This window comes from Thioalkalivibrio sp. ALMg3 (genome assembly GCF_000381225.1).
GTDB classification, from domain to species: domain Bacteria; phylum Pseudomonadota; class Gammaproteobacteria; order Ectothiorhodospirales; family Ectothiorhodospiraceae; genus Thioalkalivibrio; species Thioalkalivibrio versutus.
In genome coordinates, this window is record NZ_KB906221.1 from 127,856 (window position 1) to 143,655 (window position 15,800).

General features: G+C 68.2%; 14 protein-coding genes. 5 read left to right on the forward strand and 9 right to left on the reverse strand.

Annotated elements, in window-relative coordinates:
* Positions 1 to 186: 186 nt before the first annotated feature.
* On the reverse strand, positions 187 to 1,782 hold the full coding sequence (locus tag F622_RS0104475) for a hypothetical protein (protein ID WP_018169431.1): 1,596 nt from the start codon (positions 1,780 to 1,782) through the stop codon (positions 187 to 189).
* 13 nt (positions 1,783 to 1,795) lie between these two features.
* The gene (locus F622_RS0104480; protein WP_018169430.1) at positions 1,796 to 2,380 is read right to left on the reverse strand and encodes a cytochrome b; all 585 of its coding nucleotides are present in this window, start codon (positions 2,378 to 2,380) and stop codon (positions 1,796 to 1,798) included.
* A gap of 411 nt (positions 2,381 to 2,791) precedes the next feature.
* Here F622_RS0104480 and F622_RS0104485 point away from each other — a divergent pair, with 411 nt between their 5' ends.
* The 5 genes from F622_RS0104485 to F622_RS0104505 all read left to right on the forward strand — a co-directional run bounded on the left by F622_RS0104485 (position 2,792) and on the right by F622_RS0104505 (position 9,700).
* A complete protein-coding gene (locus F622_RS0104485; protein WP_019571424.1) occupies positions 2,792 to 3,538 on the forward strand; it encodes an HAD family hydrolase in 747 nt (248 codons plus the stop codon).
* A gap of 84 nt (positions 3,539 to 3,622) precedes the next feature.
* Positions 3,623 to 4,903: a DNA repair exonuclease gene (locus tag F622_RS0104490; RefSeq protein WP_019571425.1), complete on the forward strand. Its 1,281-nt coding sequence runs from the start codon at positions 3,623 to 3,625 to the stop codon at positions 4,901 to 4,903.
* 7 nt (positions 4,904 to 4,910) lie between these two features.
* Positions 4,911 to 8,363 (forward strand): AAA family ATPase, encoded by a 3,453-nt coding sequence (locus tag F622_RS0104495; protein ID WP_019571426.1) that lies wholly within the window; start codon positions 4,911 to 4,913, stop codon positions 8,361 to 8,363.
* Positions 8,364 to 8,508: 145 nt separating this feature from the next.
* Positions 8,509 to 8,664 carry a hypothetical protein gene (locus F622_RS14095; protein WP_018176369.1) on the forward strand — a complete coding sequence of 52 codons (156 nt, stop codon included), beginning with the start codon at positions 8,509 to 8,511 and terminating at the stop codon, positions 8,662 to 8,664.
* A 175-nt stretch (positions 8,665 to 8,839) separates the two neighbouring features.
* Positions 8,840 to 9,700, forward strand: coding sequence for a PA4780 family RIO1-like protein kinase (locus tag F622_RS0104505; RefSeq protein ID WP_018169426.1), 861 nt, complete (start codon positions 8,840 to 8,842; stop codon positions 9,698 to 9,700).
* 115 nt (positions 9,701 to 9,815) lie between these two features.
* Here F622_RS0104505 and kdsB read toward each other — a convergent pair whose 3' ends face one another.
* The 7 genes from kdsB to F622_RS0104540 are packed head-to-tail and all read right to left on the reverse strand — an operon-like array spanning position 9,816 to position 15,775.
* Positions 9,816 to 10,583 carry a 3-deoxy-manno-octulosonate cytidylyltransferase gene (gene kdsB, locus F622_RS0104510; protein WP_019571427.1) on the reverse strand — a complete coding sequence of 256 codons (768 nt, stop codon included), beginning with the start codon at positions 10,581 to 10,583 and terminating at the stop codon, positions 9,816 to 9,818.
* An 8-nt stretch (positions 10,584 to 10,591) separates the two neighbouring features.
* A complete protein-coding gene (locus tag F622_RS0104515) occupies positions 10,592 to 10,786 on the reverse strand; it encodes a Trm112 family protein (protein ID WP_018169424.1) in 195 nt (64 codons plus the stop codon).
* A gap of 3 nt (positions 10,787 to 10,789) precedes the next feature.
* On the reverse strand, positions 10,790 to 11,812 hold the full coding sequence (gene lpxK, locus F622_RS0104520) for a tetraacyldisaccharide 4'-kinase (RefSeq protein WP_018146079.1): 1,023 nt from the start codon (positions 11,810 to 11,812) through the stop codon (positions 10,790 to 10,792).
* A 2-nt stretch (positions 11,813 to 11,814) separates the two neighbouring features.
* Positions 11,815 to 12,951, reverse strand: a complete 1,137-nt coding sequence (locus tag F622_RS0104525; RefSeq protein ID WP_019571428.1) for a glycosyltransferase N-terminal domain-containing protein — start codon at positions 12,949 to 12,951, stop codon at positions 11,815 to 11,817.
* On the reverse strand, positions 12,941 to 14,722 hold the full coding sequence (gene msbA, locus F622_RS0104530; RefSeq protein WP_018176372.1) for a lipid A export permease/ATP-binding protein MsbA: 1,782 nt from the start codon (positions 14,720 to 14,722) through the stop codon (positions 12,941 to 12,943). Before msbA ends, F622_RS0104525 begins: the two co-directional genes overlap by 11 nt.
* A complete protein-coding gene (locus F622_RS0104535; protein ID WP_018650355.1) occupies positions 14,712 to 15,140 on the reverse strand; it encodes a biopolymer transporter ExbD in 429 nt (142 codons plus the stop codon). The genes msbA and F622_RS0104535 overlap by 11 nt, the downstream gene beginning before the upstream one ends.
* Complete coding sequence (locus F622_RS0104540) at positions 15,137 to 15,775, reverse strand: MotA/TolQ/ExbB proton channel family protein (protein ID WP_018146082.1); 639 nt, start codon at positions 15,773 to 15,775, stop codon at positions 15,137 to 15,139. The genes F622_RS0104535 and F622_RS0104540 overlap by 4 nt, the downstream gene beginning before the upstream one ends.
* Positions 15,776 to 15,800: the final 25 nt, after the last annotated feature.

The window sequence follows — 15,800 nt, forward strand, 5'->3', positions numbered from 1 at the left end:
CAGCGGGCCGGGGTCGCGGCAGTCGGGCGTGTTTCTTGGGTACTTCTTTGCACGAGCAAAGAAGTACCTCGCGGTGCGCTCGCGAGAGAGCGCCTGGCAGGCGGCCGGACAGAAGCCACCGTAAACACCAGACGATTAACCAGGCCCGGCCATTCGGCTCGAGAAACCGCGACAGTCACCACTCGATCAGTCCTTTCCGGGCGCCCCGCCAAATGCATCGCGCAGCCAGCCACGCAGGGCATCGAAGCCATGTTCCGCCTGCTCCAACGGCGGCAGCATCCCCGACACGAAGCCGCGCGCCCGGAACGGCTCCAGTAATTCCGGATCGCCCGAGATCACGTGGACCGGTACCGCCCAGCTGGCGTCCTGACCGGTAATCAGCGCGGCCGCCGGGTGATCGCCCAGCATGAAAAACAGCGTTTCCTCATCGGCAAACCGGGCGGCGTAGGCCCCGGTCACCTCCAGCGAGTAGCGCACCGACTCCGCGTAGTACTCGCGCACGCGACCAAAGTCCCGCCACAGCGTCTCCGGCGCGGGCCCCTGGTCGGCCCACTGGTCAAAGATCGCGCCATCCCCGATCGCATCCCAGTCCTCCAGCACCGGCAGGATCGGCGTCCAGGGCGCATGCGAACTGACCAGCGCCAGCATCGCGAACACCGGGTCTTCCGACGTCGCGCGCACCTCGCGGTCGAAGAACGACCAGGTGTACTGGTCCGGCATCGTTACCCAGAAGAATGGCGGCCCGGCGTAGTCGAAGTCGTGCTTGCCCACCATCCGGTCCCAGCCGAACCACCGGCCCTCCGGCCAGTCAAGCTGGATCGCCGGCGCGAGCATGGCCGTGCGGTGGCCGGTCGTCTGGAAATCCTGCACCAGGGTATCGCGGGGCTCGGCCTGCAACGCGTCGTAGTGCCCGGCGTAGCGCACCTGCAGACCCGACAGCAGCGAGGCCTGCGCCAGCCAGGATTGCCCGCCGGCGATCGGCGCCTCCAGCACGCCGGTCACCACGTGCAGGCCCGCGGCGTCGAGATCGTCGCCGATCGACTCGAGTCCCGGCACGATCACGGGCGCATAGCGCTCGTCGAAAACGGCGGAGACGCCATAGGACTCCACCAGGCCCAGAATCACGTCGACCCCGGCAAGTCCCGGCAGCGGTTGTGCCCCGGCCTGCTCACGGCTTTGCTGCAGCCGCGCACGAAAGGCCCGGTTCTCCGCGATGGCGGCCTGCCCCGCCGCGATCTGCTGCTGCACCATCCCAGCCGCCGGCGCGACCGTTCCGGCGGGCGCCACGTCGCGCATGCCGGCGGCCGTACCCACCAGGCCAAGCGCCAGCAGCCCAACGGCAAGGGGCAGCGGCACCCGCCGCGCGCCTGCGGCACGGCTGCCCAGCGCATACAGCCCCCGAGCCGCTCCCCAGATCACCACGACCAGCCCGGCGATCAGGACGATGCCCAACAACACGGTGGCCACCCAGCCGAGATTCCCGGTCACCAACTGGTACACCGCATCCAGCAGTATCCAGTCCTGGATCAGGTTGAGCGGCCGGTTCAGACTGGCCCGGGTCAGGGCATCGAACAACGCCAACACCACCAGCGCCAGCAGGAGCCCGCCCGCCAGCCACGCCAACCCCCGCGCCAGCCGGCCCGACGGCAGAAGCGCGAACAGGCCCACCAGCAGCACGGCCTCCCAGGCCAACCAGTACGGTGCAAGCCCCGCGTAGCGCGGGAGTTCCAGACCCAGCAGCACCGCATTCAGCGCAACAAGGGTCAGCAGCAATCGCAGCATCGGCGCCCCGGAATCAGCGCCGAGCCGAACCGAAGGTCATTCGCTGCATCACGCCATCCCGACGCACGCGCCAGTGGAACAGCGCCACCGCAATATGGCCGAGCGCCAGGATCAGGATGGCCATCCCCAGCGCCTGGTGCCAGCCGAACAGGATCTCCGAAAGGGCTTCGTTTTCCGGGAACAAGCCCGGCAGGATCAACGGCCCCAGCTGGACCGGATAGCCCCCGGCCGCGGTCGCCCACCACCCGATCACCGGCATCACGATCAGCAGGACATAGAGCAGCCCGTGCACCACCTCCGAGCCAATCCGCTGCCAACGGGCAAGTGCCACCGCGTAGGGCGGCTTGCCATGACGCAGCCGCAGCCCGATGCGCACCAGCATCAGTGCCAGAATCAGCACCCCGAAGCTCTTGTGCCAGGTGTAAATGGTGTTGGTCGCATCCTCGCCGAAGCGCGCCTGCAACCCCTCGAAACCGAACCAGCCAATCGTCCCGCCGAGACTCAGCGCGCCCAGCACCAATACCGCCACCAGCCAGTGCACCACCCGCTGGCCCCGACTGTAGCGCGGCCAGACACCGGAATCGTTGGTTGTTTGCATGTCGAAGACCTCCTCGTCGCTTCCTTCCCAGCCTAGGGAAACACTGATCAATGTACACGCTCGCGCTCGAGTCGCTTTTGCGTGCGAACAAGGCGCGGTGACTGCCGTGCAGTCATTCTGCACAAGGGAACCGCAACGCCGTTCCCACGCAAAAGCGGCCGAGCCCCTGCATTCAATCGCTTGTGGGGTTGGTACCCCAGGCTCCCCGATCCTGCGTTGCGCCGCTTGTGGGTAGAACCACTACCCGCTGCGCGACGCGCCTGGTCCCGGGAAACCTGGGGTACCAACGCGAGTGTGTACATTGATCAGTGTTTCCCTAGCAGCCCGCTGCGACTGCGGAATGCCGCAAGTATCCCCAAGGCTGTTATCCGAATGGTCGTGTCGTGACGGTTCCACGCTAACCTTGCAAGGATGAACCACACACCCCGTCCCGCGCCTTTTCGACCTCAAGCGTTCGAACCCGGCGGTATCCGCTGCCTGACCTTCGACCTCGACGACACGCTGTGGCCGGTGATGCCGGTCATCCATCACGCCGAGGCACGCTTCTATGCCTGGCTTCGCGAGCAGGCGCCCGAGGTGTGCGAGCGCTTCGGTCCCGATGCCCTGATCCAGGCGCGCACGGCCTTCATGCGCGCGGCCCCCGACCACGAGCGCCACGACCTGACGCGGCTGCGCAAGCGCTGGCTGCGCGAACTGGCGGAGACCTGTGGCTGCTGCCCGGAGCGTCTGTCGGGTGAAGGCTTCCAGGTGTTCTGGGAGGCGCGCAACGAGGTCACGCCCTATCCCGAGGCCCAGAATGTGCTGGCAACCCTGGCACGCCACTTCCGCCTGGGCGCGATCAGTAACGGCAACGCCGATGTGTTCCGCACACCGCTCGGGCAACACTTCGACTTCGCCATCGCCGCCGGCGAGGCGGGCGCGGCCAAGCCCGATCCCGTGATCTTCCGCCAGGCCCGCGAACGGGCCGGGGTGGAGGCCGATGCCATCTTGCACGTCGGCGATGACAGCACGGCGGACGTCCTGGGGGCACTACAGGCCGGATTCCGCGCCGCCTGGTTCAACCCCGACTCGCTCCCCTGGGAACACGGTCACCCCCGCCCCTGCCTGACCCTCGGCCGCCTCGGCCAGCTGCCCCGGCAACTCGGCATGGAAGCCTGAGCCAACCCGGCCACGGTCCGGGATTGGCTTTGGTCCGCGATTCTTCCAAACTGCGCCCATGATCCCGACCGCCTCCCCGCGTCCATGAAGCTCCTGTGCGTGGGCGACATCCATCTGGGCCGACAGCCGTCGCGCATCCCGCCCGCGGTGGACGAGGCGCTCGGCATCGCAAACCTCGGCCCGGCCGCTGCGTGGCGCCGCAGCGTCGACTATGCCGTGGAACAAGGCATCGACGCAGTGCTGCTGGCCGGCGACGTGGTCGAACAGGAGGACGACTTCTACGAGGCTTACCGCGACCTGAGGGCGGGTGTCGAGCGCCTGACCCAGGCGGGCATCCGGGTACTCGGCGTCGCCGGCAACCATGACGTCCAGGTCCTGCCGCGGCTGGCCGAATCCCTGCCGGCCTTCGAGCTGCTGGGGGCCGGCGGGCAGTGGGACACCCGCGAGCTGCGCGGCCATGATGATCAGCGTGTACGGATTGCGGGCTGGTCGTTCCCCGAAGCGCGCGTAACCACCAGTCCGCTGGAAGGCGATTTTCCCGCCCCCACAGACTGCCCCACCGTCGGGCTGCTGCACTGCGATCGTGACCAGTCCCGCAGCCCGCACGCCCCCGTGCGCAGCAGCGACCTGGAGGCCGCCCCGGTTGAGGCCTGGCTACTGGGCCACATCCACCGCCCCGATCCGCTCGCCGCGCCCCGACCGATGGGCTATCTGGGCTCCCTGACCGGCATGGATCCGGGCGAGCCCGGCCGCCATGGCCCCTGGTGTCTCGAAATCACCCCGGGCGGCGACCTCGCGATCGAACAGATTCCATTGGCACCGCTGTCCTGGCATACCCTCGAGATCGCCGTGGATGGCCTGCAGCAAGCGGGCGATATCCACCGTCGGGTGACCGAGGCACTGGGAGCCCTCCATGCCGAGCTGGAGACCTGGAGCCACAGGCCTGCGGCCGTCGGCTGCCGCCTGCGCTTGACCGGACGCAGCGATCAACGCCATGCGCTGGAGCGCAGCCTGTACGCCGACGACCCGCGCGCCACCCCGCAGGACCTCGGCGGCCGTTTGTATTTCGTCCATGACTGGCGCCTGGAGGCCCTGCCCGCCCTGGACCTGGCGGAACTCGCCGCGGGCAGCGATCCCGCCGCATTGCTGGCCCGCAAGCTCCAGTTGCTGCAAGGCCCGGACAACGCGGCCCGCCGCGAACTCCTGGAGAAGGCCCGGGGTCCGCTCGCCCAGGTGATTCATGACCCGCGTTATCGCGCCCTCGCCCCGGAGGGCCCGGATGACGAGGCGATCGCCCGCCACCTGGAAGCGGCCGCCCTGCACGCCCTTGACCGGCTGCTGCTCCAGCGCGAGAGCGAAGCGTGAGGGCCGCATGAGACTGGACTCACTGGATATCGTCCGTCTGCCGGGTATCCATCCGGGGTTCCGCCTGGATGCCCTGGGGCCCGGCGTGAACGTGGCCATCGGGCCCAACGCGTCCGGAAAATCGAGCCTGGTGCGCGCCTTGCGAGCCGCCCTGTATGCCCAGGAACTGCGCCAGACCGGAGTCCACATCGAGGCGACCTTCGTCGATGGCCAGGGCCCGTTACAGGCCCATCGGCTGGGGACCGACTTGTCCTGGTCCCGCAATGGCGAGCGCGTCGAGGCGCCCCCACTGCCGGATCATCGCTTCATCGATTGCTACACCCTGCGCATCGAGGATCTGCTGAACGCCGACCACGGCACCGAGCAGGAGATCGGCCTGCGCCTGGCCCGTGAACTGGCCGGTGGCTACGACCTGCCCGCCCTGCGCGACGATCCCGCACTAAGCCTGAAGACGACCCATGCCCGTAGCGAGTCCCAGGCGCTGACGGCTGCGGAACAGGAACTGCGCGAGCGGCGTCAGCAGCAACGCGGCCTGCAACACGACGAACAGCGCCTGACCGACCTGAAAGCGCAACGCCAGCAGACCCAGCGCGCTGCCCACGAGGCCGATCAGTACGCACGCGCCCTGGACCTGCTGGGGGCCCGACGCGAACACCGGGACCTGGAGAGCCGGATGGCGGCCTTGCCTCCCGGTCTGGACAGGCTGCGCGGCGACGAACTGCAACGCCTCGCCCCACTCCAGGACGAGTTGCGCCGCCTGGAACACGAACAACAACAGGCCCGCGAACGCCTGGAGGACGCCCGCCAGCGCCGCGAGGCAGCCGGACTGGCGGATCCCGAGCTGGATGCCGATCGCGTGGACGATCAACGCCCCGTGGTTCGCAGGCTGCTGGAGCTGGAGAGGGGGCTGGAGCAGACGACAAGGGAGCTGCACGCGGCCCAGGCAACACTGCGCCAGGCAACCGCAGAACTGGGGGGCACGCCAAAGGCGGTTCCGGACCTCGACCCCGCCACGCTCCACTCGGTGGAACAGTCCCTGGAGACCCTGCGTGGGCTGCAGGCCGGCATCGCGCAACGAGAAGACGAACTCGCCTCCCTGCCCCCGACTGAAGACACCCTGCCGACCCCCGACACACTGCGACGCGGCCGCGACGAGCTGCTGCACTGGCTGGGGTCCCCGCGCCCCACCCCCTGGACCGGCCTGCGCCGGGTCGCCGCCGGGATCGCCCTGCTCGCGGCGGGCGGCGCCATTGGCACTGCGGCGGTGCTGATACACCCCGCCTTCGCCCTACTCGCGCTCCCGGTCGCCTGGGGCACCTACATCGCCGCTCGCCCGGCGACCGACAGCATACCCCGCGAGGCTGCGAAGGCACGCTTCCGCGATACCGGTCTGGCGCTGCCCACGGAATGGGAGGCCGACGCGGTCCGCGAGCGCCTGACCCACCTGGAGCGCGAACTGGAAACTGCGGAGGGCGCCCGGCGAACGGCGGAGCGCCGCGCTCGACTCGAACGGGAACTGCAAGAGCGGCGCGCCGCCCGCGACCGGGAAGAGGGGCGCCTGAAAGACATTGCCCGGCAGGTCGGCTTCGACCCCGGCTGTATGGATGCCTCGCTGCAGCGCTGGATCCACCTGACCGCGAACCATGACCGGGCGCGCCAGGCCGTGAACACGGCCCGGGCAGAGCAGGAACGCCTGACAGCCGAGCTGGAGGCGACCCGGGCACCCGTCATGGCCTTTCTCGCCCAGTATGCCGTGGCCCCTCCGGACTCCGAGCCTTCGGCGGATACCCTGGCCCAGCACCTGGACCGTCTCGCCGCCCGGCTGCAGACGCGGGACACCGCGCAGCGGGAGGAGAAGGCCGCCCAGCGCGAACTCGAACGTCTGAAAGCCGACGCGGATCGCACGCGGGAGCAGATCGCCGCCCTGTACGCAGCGGCCGGCCTGGAGAATGGCGATGAATCGACCCTGCGCGAGAGGCTGCGCCTATGGCCCGACTGGCAGGAGCTAAGCGAGCAACTGGGTAATGTGCGCGAACGCGAACGCGAACGCCGCCGCCACCTCGAGGACCGCCCGGACTTGCTGGAGGCGGTCGAGGCCGATGCCGCGGAACCCCTGGAATCGCAACTTCAGACCCTGCGTGACCAGGCGGCGGAACGCGACCGGCTGAGCGAGGAGATCGCCCGCATCGAAGCGGCCATCGACCGCGCCGGCCATGAACGCCAGCTGGAAACCGCCCGCGCCCGCCGCGAACTCGCCCGCGACGCCCTGACCCAGCGACTCGACCAGGCCCTGTTCGCCACGGCCGGAAACTTCCTGCTGGACCAGGTCGAGATGGAACACGAACAGGCGGTGCAGCCCGCGGCCCTGCGCCAGGCCCGCGAGTGGTTCCGGCGCTTCACTCGCCATCACTACGAACTACAGTTCTCGCCCCATGCCTCGGCCCGGTTCAGCGCCCGCGAGACCGCCAGCGGGGCCACCCGCTCGCTCACCGAACTCTCCAGCGGGACGCGGATGCAGCTTCTGCTCGCCGTACGCATCGCCTTTGCGCTGGAGGCCGAACGCGGGCGCAGCGCGCTCCCGCTCATCCTCGACGAGGCGCTGGGCACGGCGGACCCGGACCGCTTCCGGGCGGTGGCCGAAAGCCTGCAGGCACTGGCCCACGAGGCCGGCCGCCAGGTCTTCTACCTGACCGCCCAGCCCGAAGACGCGCGTTACTGGCAGGCACAGGAGTCCAGCGTCGAGATCATCGACCTGGCCGCACGCCGCTGGGGACAGCAAGCGCTGGGTAGCCACGAGCAGCTGAGCCTTCCGGAAACCGAAGCGGTACCCGCCCCCGGCAGCGACGCGCCCGAGGACTACGCGCAGCGGATTGGGGGCATTCCCCTGATCGACCCCTGGCAGGATCCGGCCGGTATCCATCTGTTTCACCTGCTGCGAGACCGTCTGGAGCTGTTGCAGCGCCTGCTGGAGCTGGGGGTGGATCGCCTGGGCGCGCTGGAATCCCTGCTACAAGGCCCCGCCGGCTCCCTGCTGGCCCCCCCGGAATGCCAGACGCTGCAGGCCCGTAGTGAGGCCGCCCGCGCCTGGACTCGCGCCTGGCGCCAGGGTCGCGGCCGCCCGGTCGACCGCGAAGCCCTGGAGGCCTCCGAGGCCGTCAGTGCGACCTTCATCGACGCCGTCTCCGACCTGGCGAAGCAGCTGAACGGCAACGGCGAACAGCTCCTGCGCGAACTGGAGAACGGTACAGTCAAGCGCTTCCAGAGCAGTGCCCGCGAACGGCTGTCCGAATGGCTCACCGACAACGGCTATATCGACCCGAACACAATCCTGACCGAGACCGAGCTCGAACACCGCGTGATCGCGACCCTCAAACCGCACCATTCCACACCGGAGCGGGCCATCCGCGAAGGCCAGGCCCTGGCCCGCGCCCTGCAAGCCGGCTTGCACCCGCCCGCCTGAACCGCACGGGGACGAAAACGCCAGGCACCTCCTTGCCCTTCTTCGGGCGCTCGCCCCCACGGCGATGTTTCGGTGCTATTGTGGAGAGACAACGCTTCGTGACCCCGCCTCGCTGGCGACACCCCAATGGAGACCCTGCTGCCCTATGGCCAAACCGAACTACCAATACGAAAAGCGCCAGCGCGAGCTGAAGAAAGCCGCCAAGCAGGAAGAAAAACGCCAGCAGAAACGGGCACGCAATCAGCCGGATGACCCGTCCGGCGCCCCAGAGGACCCACCCCATGAAGACCATGGATCGTAAGCGCGACAGCAAGAAGAAGGCCGAAAAGACACTGATGGAGAAACGCACCGCCAAGGCGGAGAAGCGCAAACCCAAGATCTTTCTGCCCTGACCCACCCGTTTTGGAACGCACGACGCCGGCCTCCGGGGTTCCCCCAGGTCGGCGTCTTTCGTTTCGCCAACCCCGTACGCGCTTATGAAAATCCCCAAGATCCTCCAGCCGCTGATCGAAGACGGCGTCATTGATGCTGTCCTCGGGCAGCTGCAAAGCGGCAAGGAGGCGAACATCTACCTCGTCCGCAGCGGGGGTGCGACACGCTGTGCCAAGGCGTACAAGGAAGCCAAGCATCGCGGCTTCCACAAACTGGCCGAGTATCAGGAAGGCCGCAAGGTCCGCGGCAGCCGCGATGCGCGGGCCATGGCCCGACGTGGGCGTCACGGCCGCGAGGTCGAGGAGACGCAGTGGAAGAACGCGGAAGTCGAGGCGCTCTACCGCCTTGCCGACGCGGGCGTTCGAGTGCCCGTCCCCTACGGCGTATTCGACCGCGTCCTGTTGATGGAACTGGTGCTGGACGCCGACGGCAACACCGCGCCCCAGCTGCACGAAGTCGAGCTGGACCCCGAGACAGCACGCGAGTGGTTCGCATTCATGATCCGCCAGATCCAGCGCATGCTGTGCGCCGGCCTGATCCATGGCGACCTGTCCGAGTACAACGTGCTGGTGGACGCGCACGGACCCGTCATCATCGACCTCCCCCAGGCCGTCAACGCCGCCGGCAACAACAGCGCATTCCGCATGCTGCAGCGGGACGTGAACAACATGCGCACAACCTTCGGCCGCGCGGACCCCACGCTGCTGGAGACGCAATACGCCCACGAGATGTGGGACCTGTTCGCCAACGGTGACCTGACGCCGGAAACACCCCTGACGGGGCACTTTGTGCACAGCGAAGAGACCCCCGACGTGGATGGGGTGCTCGACGAGATCGAGGATGCGCGACTGGAGCACGAGGCCTTGCTGGCCGCCCTCGACCCGACCCACCCCGACAACCAATAGGCGACTGGGTGCGCGATCCCCGAACCGGGTCCTGACGGAAACGGAAGCTCCGCAACGATCCCTTCACCTGCGAGCTGGCTTCCGCGCAGGCAGGCGGTAGAAGCCCGCTTGCGCGTTACACGCGGGCCGTGCCCGAAAAAAAGGCGTCCACGCGGTCCAGGTCCTCGGGGGTATCCACGCCAGGCGGGTGCGCCTCGGCCCGGCGACCGACCTGGATCCAGGCCCCCATGTCCAGCGCGCGTAGCTGTTCCAGCTGCTCCAATTGCTCCAGCGGCGCGGGCCGCTCGGCACTCATGCGCCGCAGGAAGCCGGCGCGGTAGGCGTAGAGCCCCAGGTGCCGGATGGCATGGTCGACCGAGGGCGGCTGCCCCGCCCGGCGCGCCTCGCGGTCCCAGGGGATCGGGGCACGCGAGAAATACAGGGCCCGGCCGTTGCGGTCGGTCACCAGCTTCACCTGGTTGGGGTCGGCCAGATCCTCCGCGCAGCGGATCGGCACGCCCAGGGTGGCCATATCCGCTTGCGGGGTCTGTTCGAGCAGGGCCGCCAGGTCATTCAGCAGCGCCCCCGGGGTGAGCGGTTCGTCGCCCTGCAGGTTGACCACGATGGACTCGTCGCCCCAGCCCTCGGCGGCGGCCACAGCCGCGATGCGGTCGGTGCCGGAAGGGAGCGCGGGATCGGTCAGGAAGGCCTCGGCCCCGCACTGTCGGGCCACGTCCAGGATGCGTTCGTCATCCGCGGCGACGATCACACGGGTGGCGGCGCTCTCCTGCGCACGGCTGATCACATGCGCAATCAGCGGGCGCCCGGCCACCGCAGCCAGCGGCTTGTCCGGCAGACGGCTGGAGGCCATGCGTGCCGGGATCACCACAACGAAGCCCGTCATGCGGATGCTCAGGCCTCGCGCCAGCGTTCCTTCTCGTCCTCGGAGAGACTGCGCGCCTCGTCCTCCAGCATCACCGGGATGTCGTCCCGGATCGGATAGGCGAGACCGGCGGAGACGGAGATCAGCTCCTGATTCTCGCGATCGTACTTGAGCGGACCCTTGGTAACCGGGCAGACCAGAATATCGAGCAGACGCTTGTCCATGCATTACCCCAGGTGTTTGAGCCGACTGACCGTCTCCAGACGCGCGAGTAGCGCCGGCTCGAAAGTGGTTGGCAACCGGGCCGCGATCGGCCAGTACCAGTGATTATCCTGCGCAAACGACCGGCATTTTACGGCATCCTTCTCCGTCATCAGAACCGGCAACTCGTCATCGAAGCGGATCTGATGCGGCAGGAAACGATGGTGATCCGGAAACGGATGCCGAATGATACCGATCTTCGCCGCTTCCAGGGTGCGGAAGAAGCGCTCCGGATCCGCGATCCCGGCGATGGCGTGGGCATCGCGCCGCGCAAAGCGGTGGGGCTTGCGCGCCTCCTCCGCCCCGTCCACCCGCTGCAACCGACTGGACGGGACCAGTTCCATCGGGATCTCGCCGGGACCCGGCTCGCCACCGGTCACGATCACGAAATCGGCCCGTTCTCGGGCCCGCTTCGGCTCCCGCAACGGCCCCGCCGGCAGACAAAGCCCATTGCCGAAGCGGCGTCTCCCGTCGACCATCAGGATAGTGATATCGCGCGGCAGGCGGTGGTGCTGCATGCCGTCGTCGGCGATCACCACGTCCACACCCTGATCGGTCAGCGCCCGCGCCCCGCGCACCCGGTCGCGATCCACCTGCACCGGGACGCCCGTGCGCCGGGCGATCAGCAACGGCTCGTCACCCACCACCACCGGATCGGAATCGGCCGTCACCGCGATCCCGGCCACATCCCCACGCCCGCCATAGCCGCGACTGACAATGCCGGGGTGATAGCCAGCGGCGCGCAGGCGCTTGGCCAGCCACACCGTCATCGGTGTCTTCCCGCTGCCACCCAGGGTCAGATTGCCCACCACGATCACCGCGCGCGCCGGGATGGAGATATCGCGCCGCGCCTGCTCCTGCCGCTGACGGTTCCACTCGGCAAGCCCGGCGTAGGCCAACGACAACGGGAACATCGCCGCGGCGAACGGCCCGCGCTGGCTCCACTGATCCCACAACCGGGCGCTCAGCCACGCCTGAAACGACCCCATGACTACCAGTCCCAGACCTGCTGCAGAACAGCATCGAAATTGGCATCCACCTGGCGCCGCTCGTCCCAGAAGCGCCGCCGCGCCGCATCCCCCTGCTGACGCCGCGCGGCCGGGTCGGCGCTCAACCGCTGCCAGGCCTCCAGTACCGCGGTGGGTTCGCCCAGCACCGGGCAGGGCAACGCCGCCGCCGGGGCCTCGCCCAGGCTCACCGCCGCCCCGCCGGCCAGGCCCTGCCACAGGGCCTGGCGATCCGAGGCCGCGAGATGCACCGCATGGGCGGCACTGGCCGCAGCGGCAAACCAGCGTCGGTCATCCAGATGCAGGATAGTCCCTGGCGCCAACGTCGAACGATCCCAGGCCGAGACCGCCAGATCCGCGCCGGGCAGCCCGGCCTCGGTCGCATCCCCGCGCAGGCTCGCCAGCAGGATATCGCTCTGCCCCCGGCCAGAGGCCTGCCAGGCCGTGCGCCAGGCGGGCCACTGCTCCGACGTGCCGTGCCACCACCACAGGCGCTCCACGTTACCCCCGACCAATGCGCGCAGGACCACATCGGCCTGGGCCTCGACAAATCGCGCCTGCGGGTCGGCGGGCGCCAGTGCGGCTTCGAACGCGGCCTCCGGCCAAGCCTGCGCCCCGGCCGGATCGACCGGCCAGTGGCGCACGACCGGAGGCACCGCCCGGGTGGGCGGACCCGTATTGACCGCGATCACCGGGACCTCGGCCGCCTGCAGGAGATTCGTCGGGGCCTGGCCGCCGGCCAGCAGGATGCCATGGGGCTGAAAACGCTCGAGCACCCGGCGCACCACCCGCGGGCGATCACAGGGGCCATAGCCCACCCCCACCTTGCGAAACGGCTGCATGTGTCGTTCAAAGAGCTCCGGGTAGTCCTGCTCGAAGGTCAGGACGATGCGTACATCCTGGCGCTTGTCGCGCACCGCGCCGAGCAGTTCGATCCCCAGGCGCACCTCCTCGGGCGTGCCGCCGGCCTTGATCCAGACCAGCCGCCCCCGCTCGTCGGGTGGCGTCAGGAAGCCCCGACGGGCCCGCGCACGGTTCCCCTCACCGCGACGATAATCGCGCCAGGTCGCGCCCCAGACCGCAAACCGCCGAGCGCCGTAACCTCCTGCATCACCCCGCATCCCCCACCTCCTCGCGGAACTGGAGGCGGTGCAGGAGCGTGTAAACCCCGCCGAGGGCAATCAACTCGTCGTGCCGTCCGGTCTCGACCACACGGCCGTTATCCATCACCAGAATCCGGTCGGCGCCCTCGACAGTGGACAGACGGTGGGCAATCACCAGCGTGGTACGGGTGCTCACCAGTGCGTCCAGAGCGGCTTGCACCTGACGTTCGGATTCGTTGTCCAACGCCGAGGTCGCCTCGTCCAGGATCAGTATCGGTGCATCCCGAAGCAGCGCCCGGGCGATGGCCAGACGCTGGCGCTGGCCGCCGGACAGCCGTGTGCCATTCTCGCCGACCAGGGTCTGCATCCCCTCCGGCAGGCGATCGATGAACTCCAGCGCATGCGCCGCCCGGGCAGCCTCGCGGATCTCCGCCTCGCTCGCCTCGGGCCGCCCGTACGCGATATTGGCCGCGACTGTATCCGCAAAGAGGGTCACGTTCTGACCGACATAGGCGATCTGACGGCGCAGGTCGCGCAGACGGATCGTCTCGAGGTCGTGACCATCCAGCACAATGCGGCCCTCGGTCGGGTGATAGAAACGTGGCAGCAGGTTGACCAGGGTGGTCTTGCCACTGCCCGAGCGACCGACCAGCGCGACGTTCTCGCCCGGCTTCACCTCGAAGGAGACCGCCTTCAACACGTCCGGGCCTTCCGGACCGTAGCGAAAAGCGACGTCGTCGAACACCAGGTGCCCCTCGGCACGATCCAGCGGTACGTGCCCCGTGTCACGTTCCGGCGTCTCGTCCAGCACGGCGAAGATGTTCTGCCCGGCCGCGATCCCGCGCTGCAGGGTCGCGTTGATCATCGAAAGCCGGCGAATCGGGCTCAGCAACAACAGCATGGCGGTCAGAAATGACACGAAGGTGCCGGCAGTGACGGTGTCATCGCCGAAATCGGAGGTCGCCACCCAGATCACGAAAGCCAGTACTGCCGCCACCAGGAACTGGATGGTCGGGGTATAAGCGGCCTTGATACCCTCCATACGCATGTGCAGGCGGCGATTGCGCTCATTGATGTCCTCGAAGCGCTCGCGCTCGTAGGTCTCGCCACCGAAGATGCGCACCACCCGGTGGCCCTCGATCACCTCCTGCGTCACGTGCGTCACATCGCCCATGTTGTACTGCAGGCGATGCGAAATACGCCGGAAGTGCTTGGTCACCACCCGCACCAGAATGGCCATCACCGGCGCAATAACCAGGATCGTGAGGGTCAGGCTCGGGGTCAGCCAAAACATCCATGCCAGCAGCGCGATAATCGTCAGGGTGTCACGCACCAGGGTGCTGAAGCCGTCCGTGGCGGCCGTCGCAACCTGCTCCACGTTGTAGGTCACGCGTGAAATCAGCTCGCCGCTGCTCTGCTCCTGAAAGCGCTGCACCGGCATGTGCAACAGACGCTCGAACAGCTCCTCGCGCAGGCGCTTGACGACTTGCCGCCCGACGTAGCGCATCGCGTAGACCGAACCGAACTCGGCCACGCCCCGGATCAGAAACAAGCCGATCAGCACCACCGGAATCCACGGAATCAGCGGGTGTGAATCACCCTCGGCGAACGACTCGTCCATCAGCGGCTTCATCAGCGCGGCAAAGCCCGCTTCGGTCGCCGCCATGCCGAGCATCGCCACCGTCGCAATCGCCAGCAGCGGCCAGTAGACAAAGGCGTAGCCAAGCAGGCGGCGATAAACCGCCCAGCCGGAGTCGAGGTGCTGTGGGTGCGGGTCGTCAGTCGTCATCGGCGGCATCACCCAGGGTGGCGATGGAGACCGAGGTGATACCCAGGCGGCCGACGACATCCAGCGCGCGCACCACTGACTGGTGGGTGGCATTGGCGTCCGCGCGGATCAGCACCGGGTCGTCCTCGCGGCCCTCGCGGGCCTCGGACAACACGCGCTCCAGGGTCTCCGCGCGGCGGTTGATCAGTTCCTGGCCGTTGATGAAGTAGTTGCCGTTCGCGTCCACGATGATGTCGATCCACGCGCGCTCCACGGCCTCGGCCTCGCGGTCGGCCGAGGGCAGGGTCAGCTCGATGTCCGCGTGCTGATCGAACGTGGTGGAGACCATGAAGAAGATCAGCAGCAGGAACACCACATCGATCAACGGCGTCAGATTGACGCCGGGCTCTTCCTGCCGGCTTGGCGTACGGAAGTTCACGCCTTGGCCCCGCCCTCGACCGCACCGGCCTCGCGCTCGCCATGGATCACCTCGACCAGCTTGGTGGCCTCCTGCTCCATCTCCAGCACCAGTTCGTCAATGTGGCCACGGAAGTAGCGATGGAAGGCCAGCGCCGGGATGGCCACGCCGATCCCGGTCGCGGTGGTAATCAGGGCCTGCGAGATACCACCGGCCAGATCGCGCGGGCTGCCGACGCCGATCTCGGTGATCACGGTGAACACCTCGATCATCCCGACCACGGTGCCCAGCAGGCCCAGCAACGGGGTAATCATCGAGATCGTGCCCAGCGTGTTCATGTAGCGCTCGAGATCGTGGGCCACGCGACGTCCGGCCTCTTCGATGCTCTCCTGGGTGATCTGGCGGGCGCGGTCATGGGTCGCGAGACCCGCGGCCAGGATCGCCCCCAGCGGGGAACCCGCACGCAGACGCTGGATATCGTCCAGCTTGAGTCCCTGCGTACGCATCTGCTCCCACACCGAGGTCAGCAGGCGCGGCGGCACGACCCGCGAGCGGCGCAGCGTCCACAGCCGCTCCAGCACGATGGCCACGGCCAGTACGGAACACAGCAGGATCGGCAGCATCAGCCACCCACCCGCTTGTACGATCTCCAGCATGCAATTCCCCTAAAGTATCGAAGCG

What these genes read in the sequence shown, in the direction of transcription:
- lpxK (WP_018146079.1), bottom strand. Translation starts at nt 11,812, where the DNA reads ATGGGGTCGTTTCAGGCGTGGCTGAGCGCCCGGTTGTGGGATCAGTGG.
- kdsB (WP_019571427.1), bottom strand. Translation starts at nt 10,583, where the DNA reads ATGACGGGCTTCGTTGTGGTGATCCCGGCACGCATGGCCTCCAGCCGT.
- F622_RS0104515 (WP_018169424.1), bottom strand. Translation starts at nt 10,786, where the DNA reads ATGGACAAGCGTCTGCTCGATATTCTGGTCTGCCCGGTTACCAAGGGT.
- F622_RS0104480 (WP_018169430.1), bottom strand. Translation starts at nt 2,380, where the DNA reads ATGCAAACAACCAACGATTCCGGTGTCTGGCCGCGCTACAGTCGGGGC.
- F622_RS0104540 (WP_018146082.1), bottom strand. Translation starts at nt 15,775, where the DNA reads ATGCTGGAGATCGTACAAGCGGGTGGGTGGCTGATGCTGCCGATCCTG.
- F622_RS0104495 (WP_019571426.1), top strand. Translation starts at nt 4,911, where the DNA reads ATGAGACTGGACTCACTGGATATCGTCCGTCTGCCGGGTATCCATCCG.
- F622_RS0104490 (WP_019571425.1), top strand. Translation starts at nt 3,623, where the DNA reads ATGAAGCTCCTGTGCGTGGGCGACATCCATCTGGGCCGACAGCCGTCG.
- F622_RS14095 (WP_018176369.1), top strand. Translation starts at nt 8,509, where the DNA reads ATGGCCAAACCGAACTACCAATACGAAAAGCGCCAGCGCGAGCTGAAG.
- F622_RS0104485 (WP_019571424.1), top strand. Translation starts at nt 2,792, where the DNA reads ATGAACCACACACCCCGTCCCGCGCCTTTTCGACCTCAAGCGTTCGAA.
- F622_RS0104525 (WP_019571428.1), bottom strand. Translation starts at nt 12,951, where the DNA reads ATGCGGGGTGATGCAGGAGGTTACGGCGCTCGGCGGTTTGCGGTCTGG.
- F622_RS0104505 (WP_018169426.1), top strand. Translation starts at nt 8,840, where the DNA reads ATGAAAATCCCCAAGATCCTCCAGCCGCTGATCGAAGACGGCGTCATT.
- F622_RS0104475 (WP_018169431.1), bottom strand. Translation starts at nt 1,782, where the DNA reads ATGCTGCGATTGCTGCTGACCCTTGTTGCGCTGAATGCGGTGCTGCTG.
- msbA (WP_018176372.1), bottom strand. Translation starts at nt 14,722, where the DNA reads ATGACGACTGACGACCCGCACCCACAGCACCTCGACTCCGGCTGGGCG.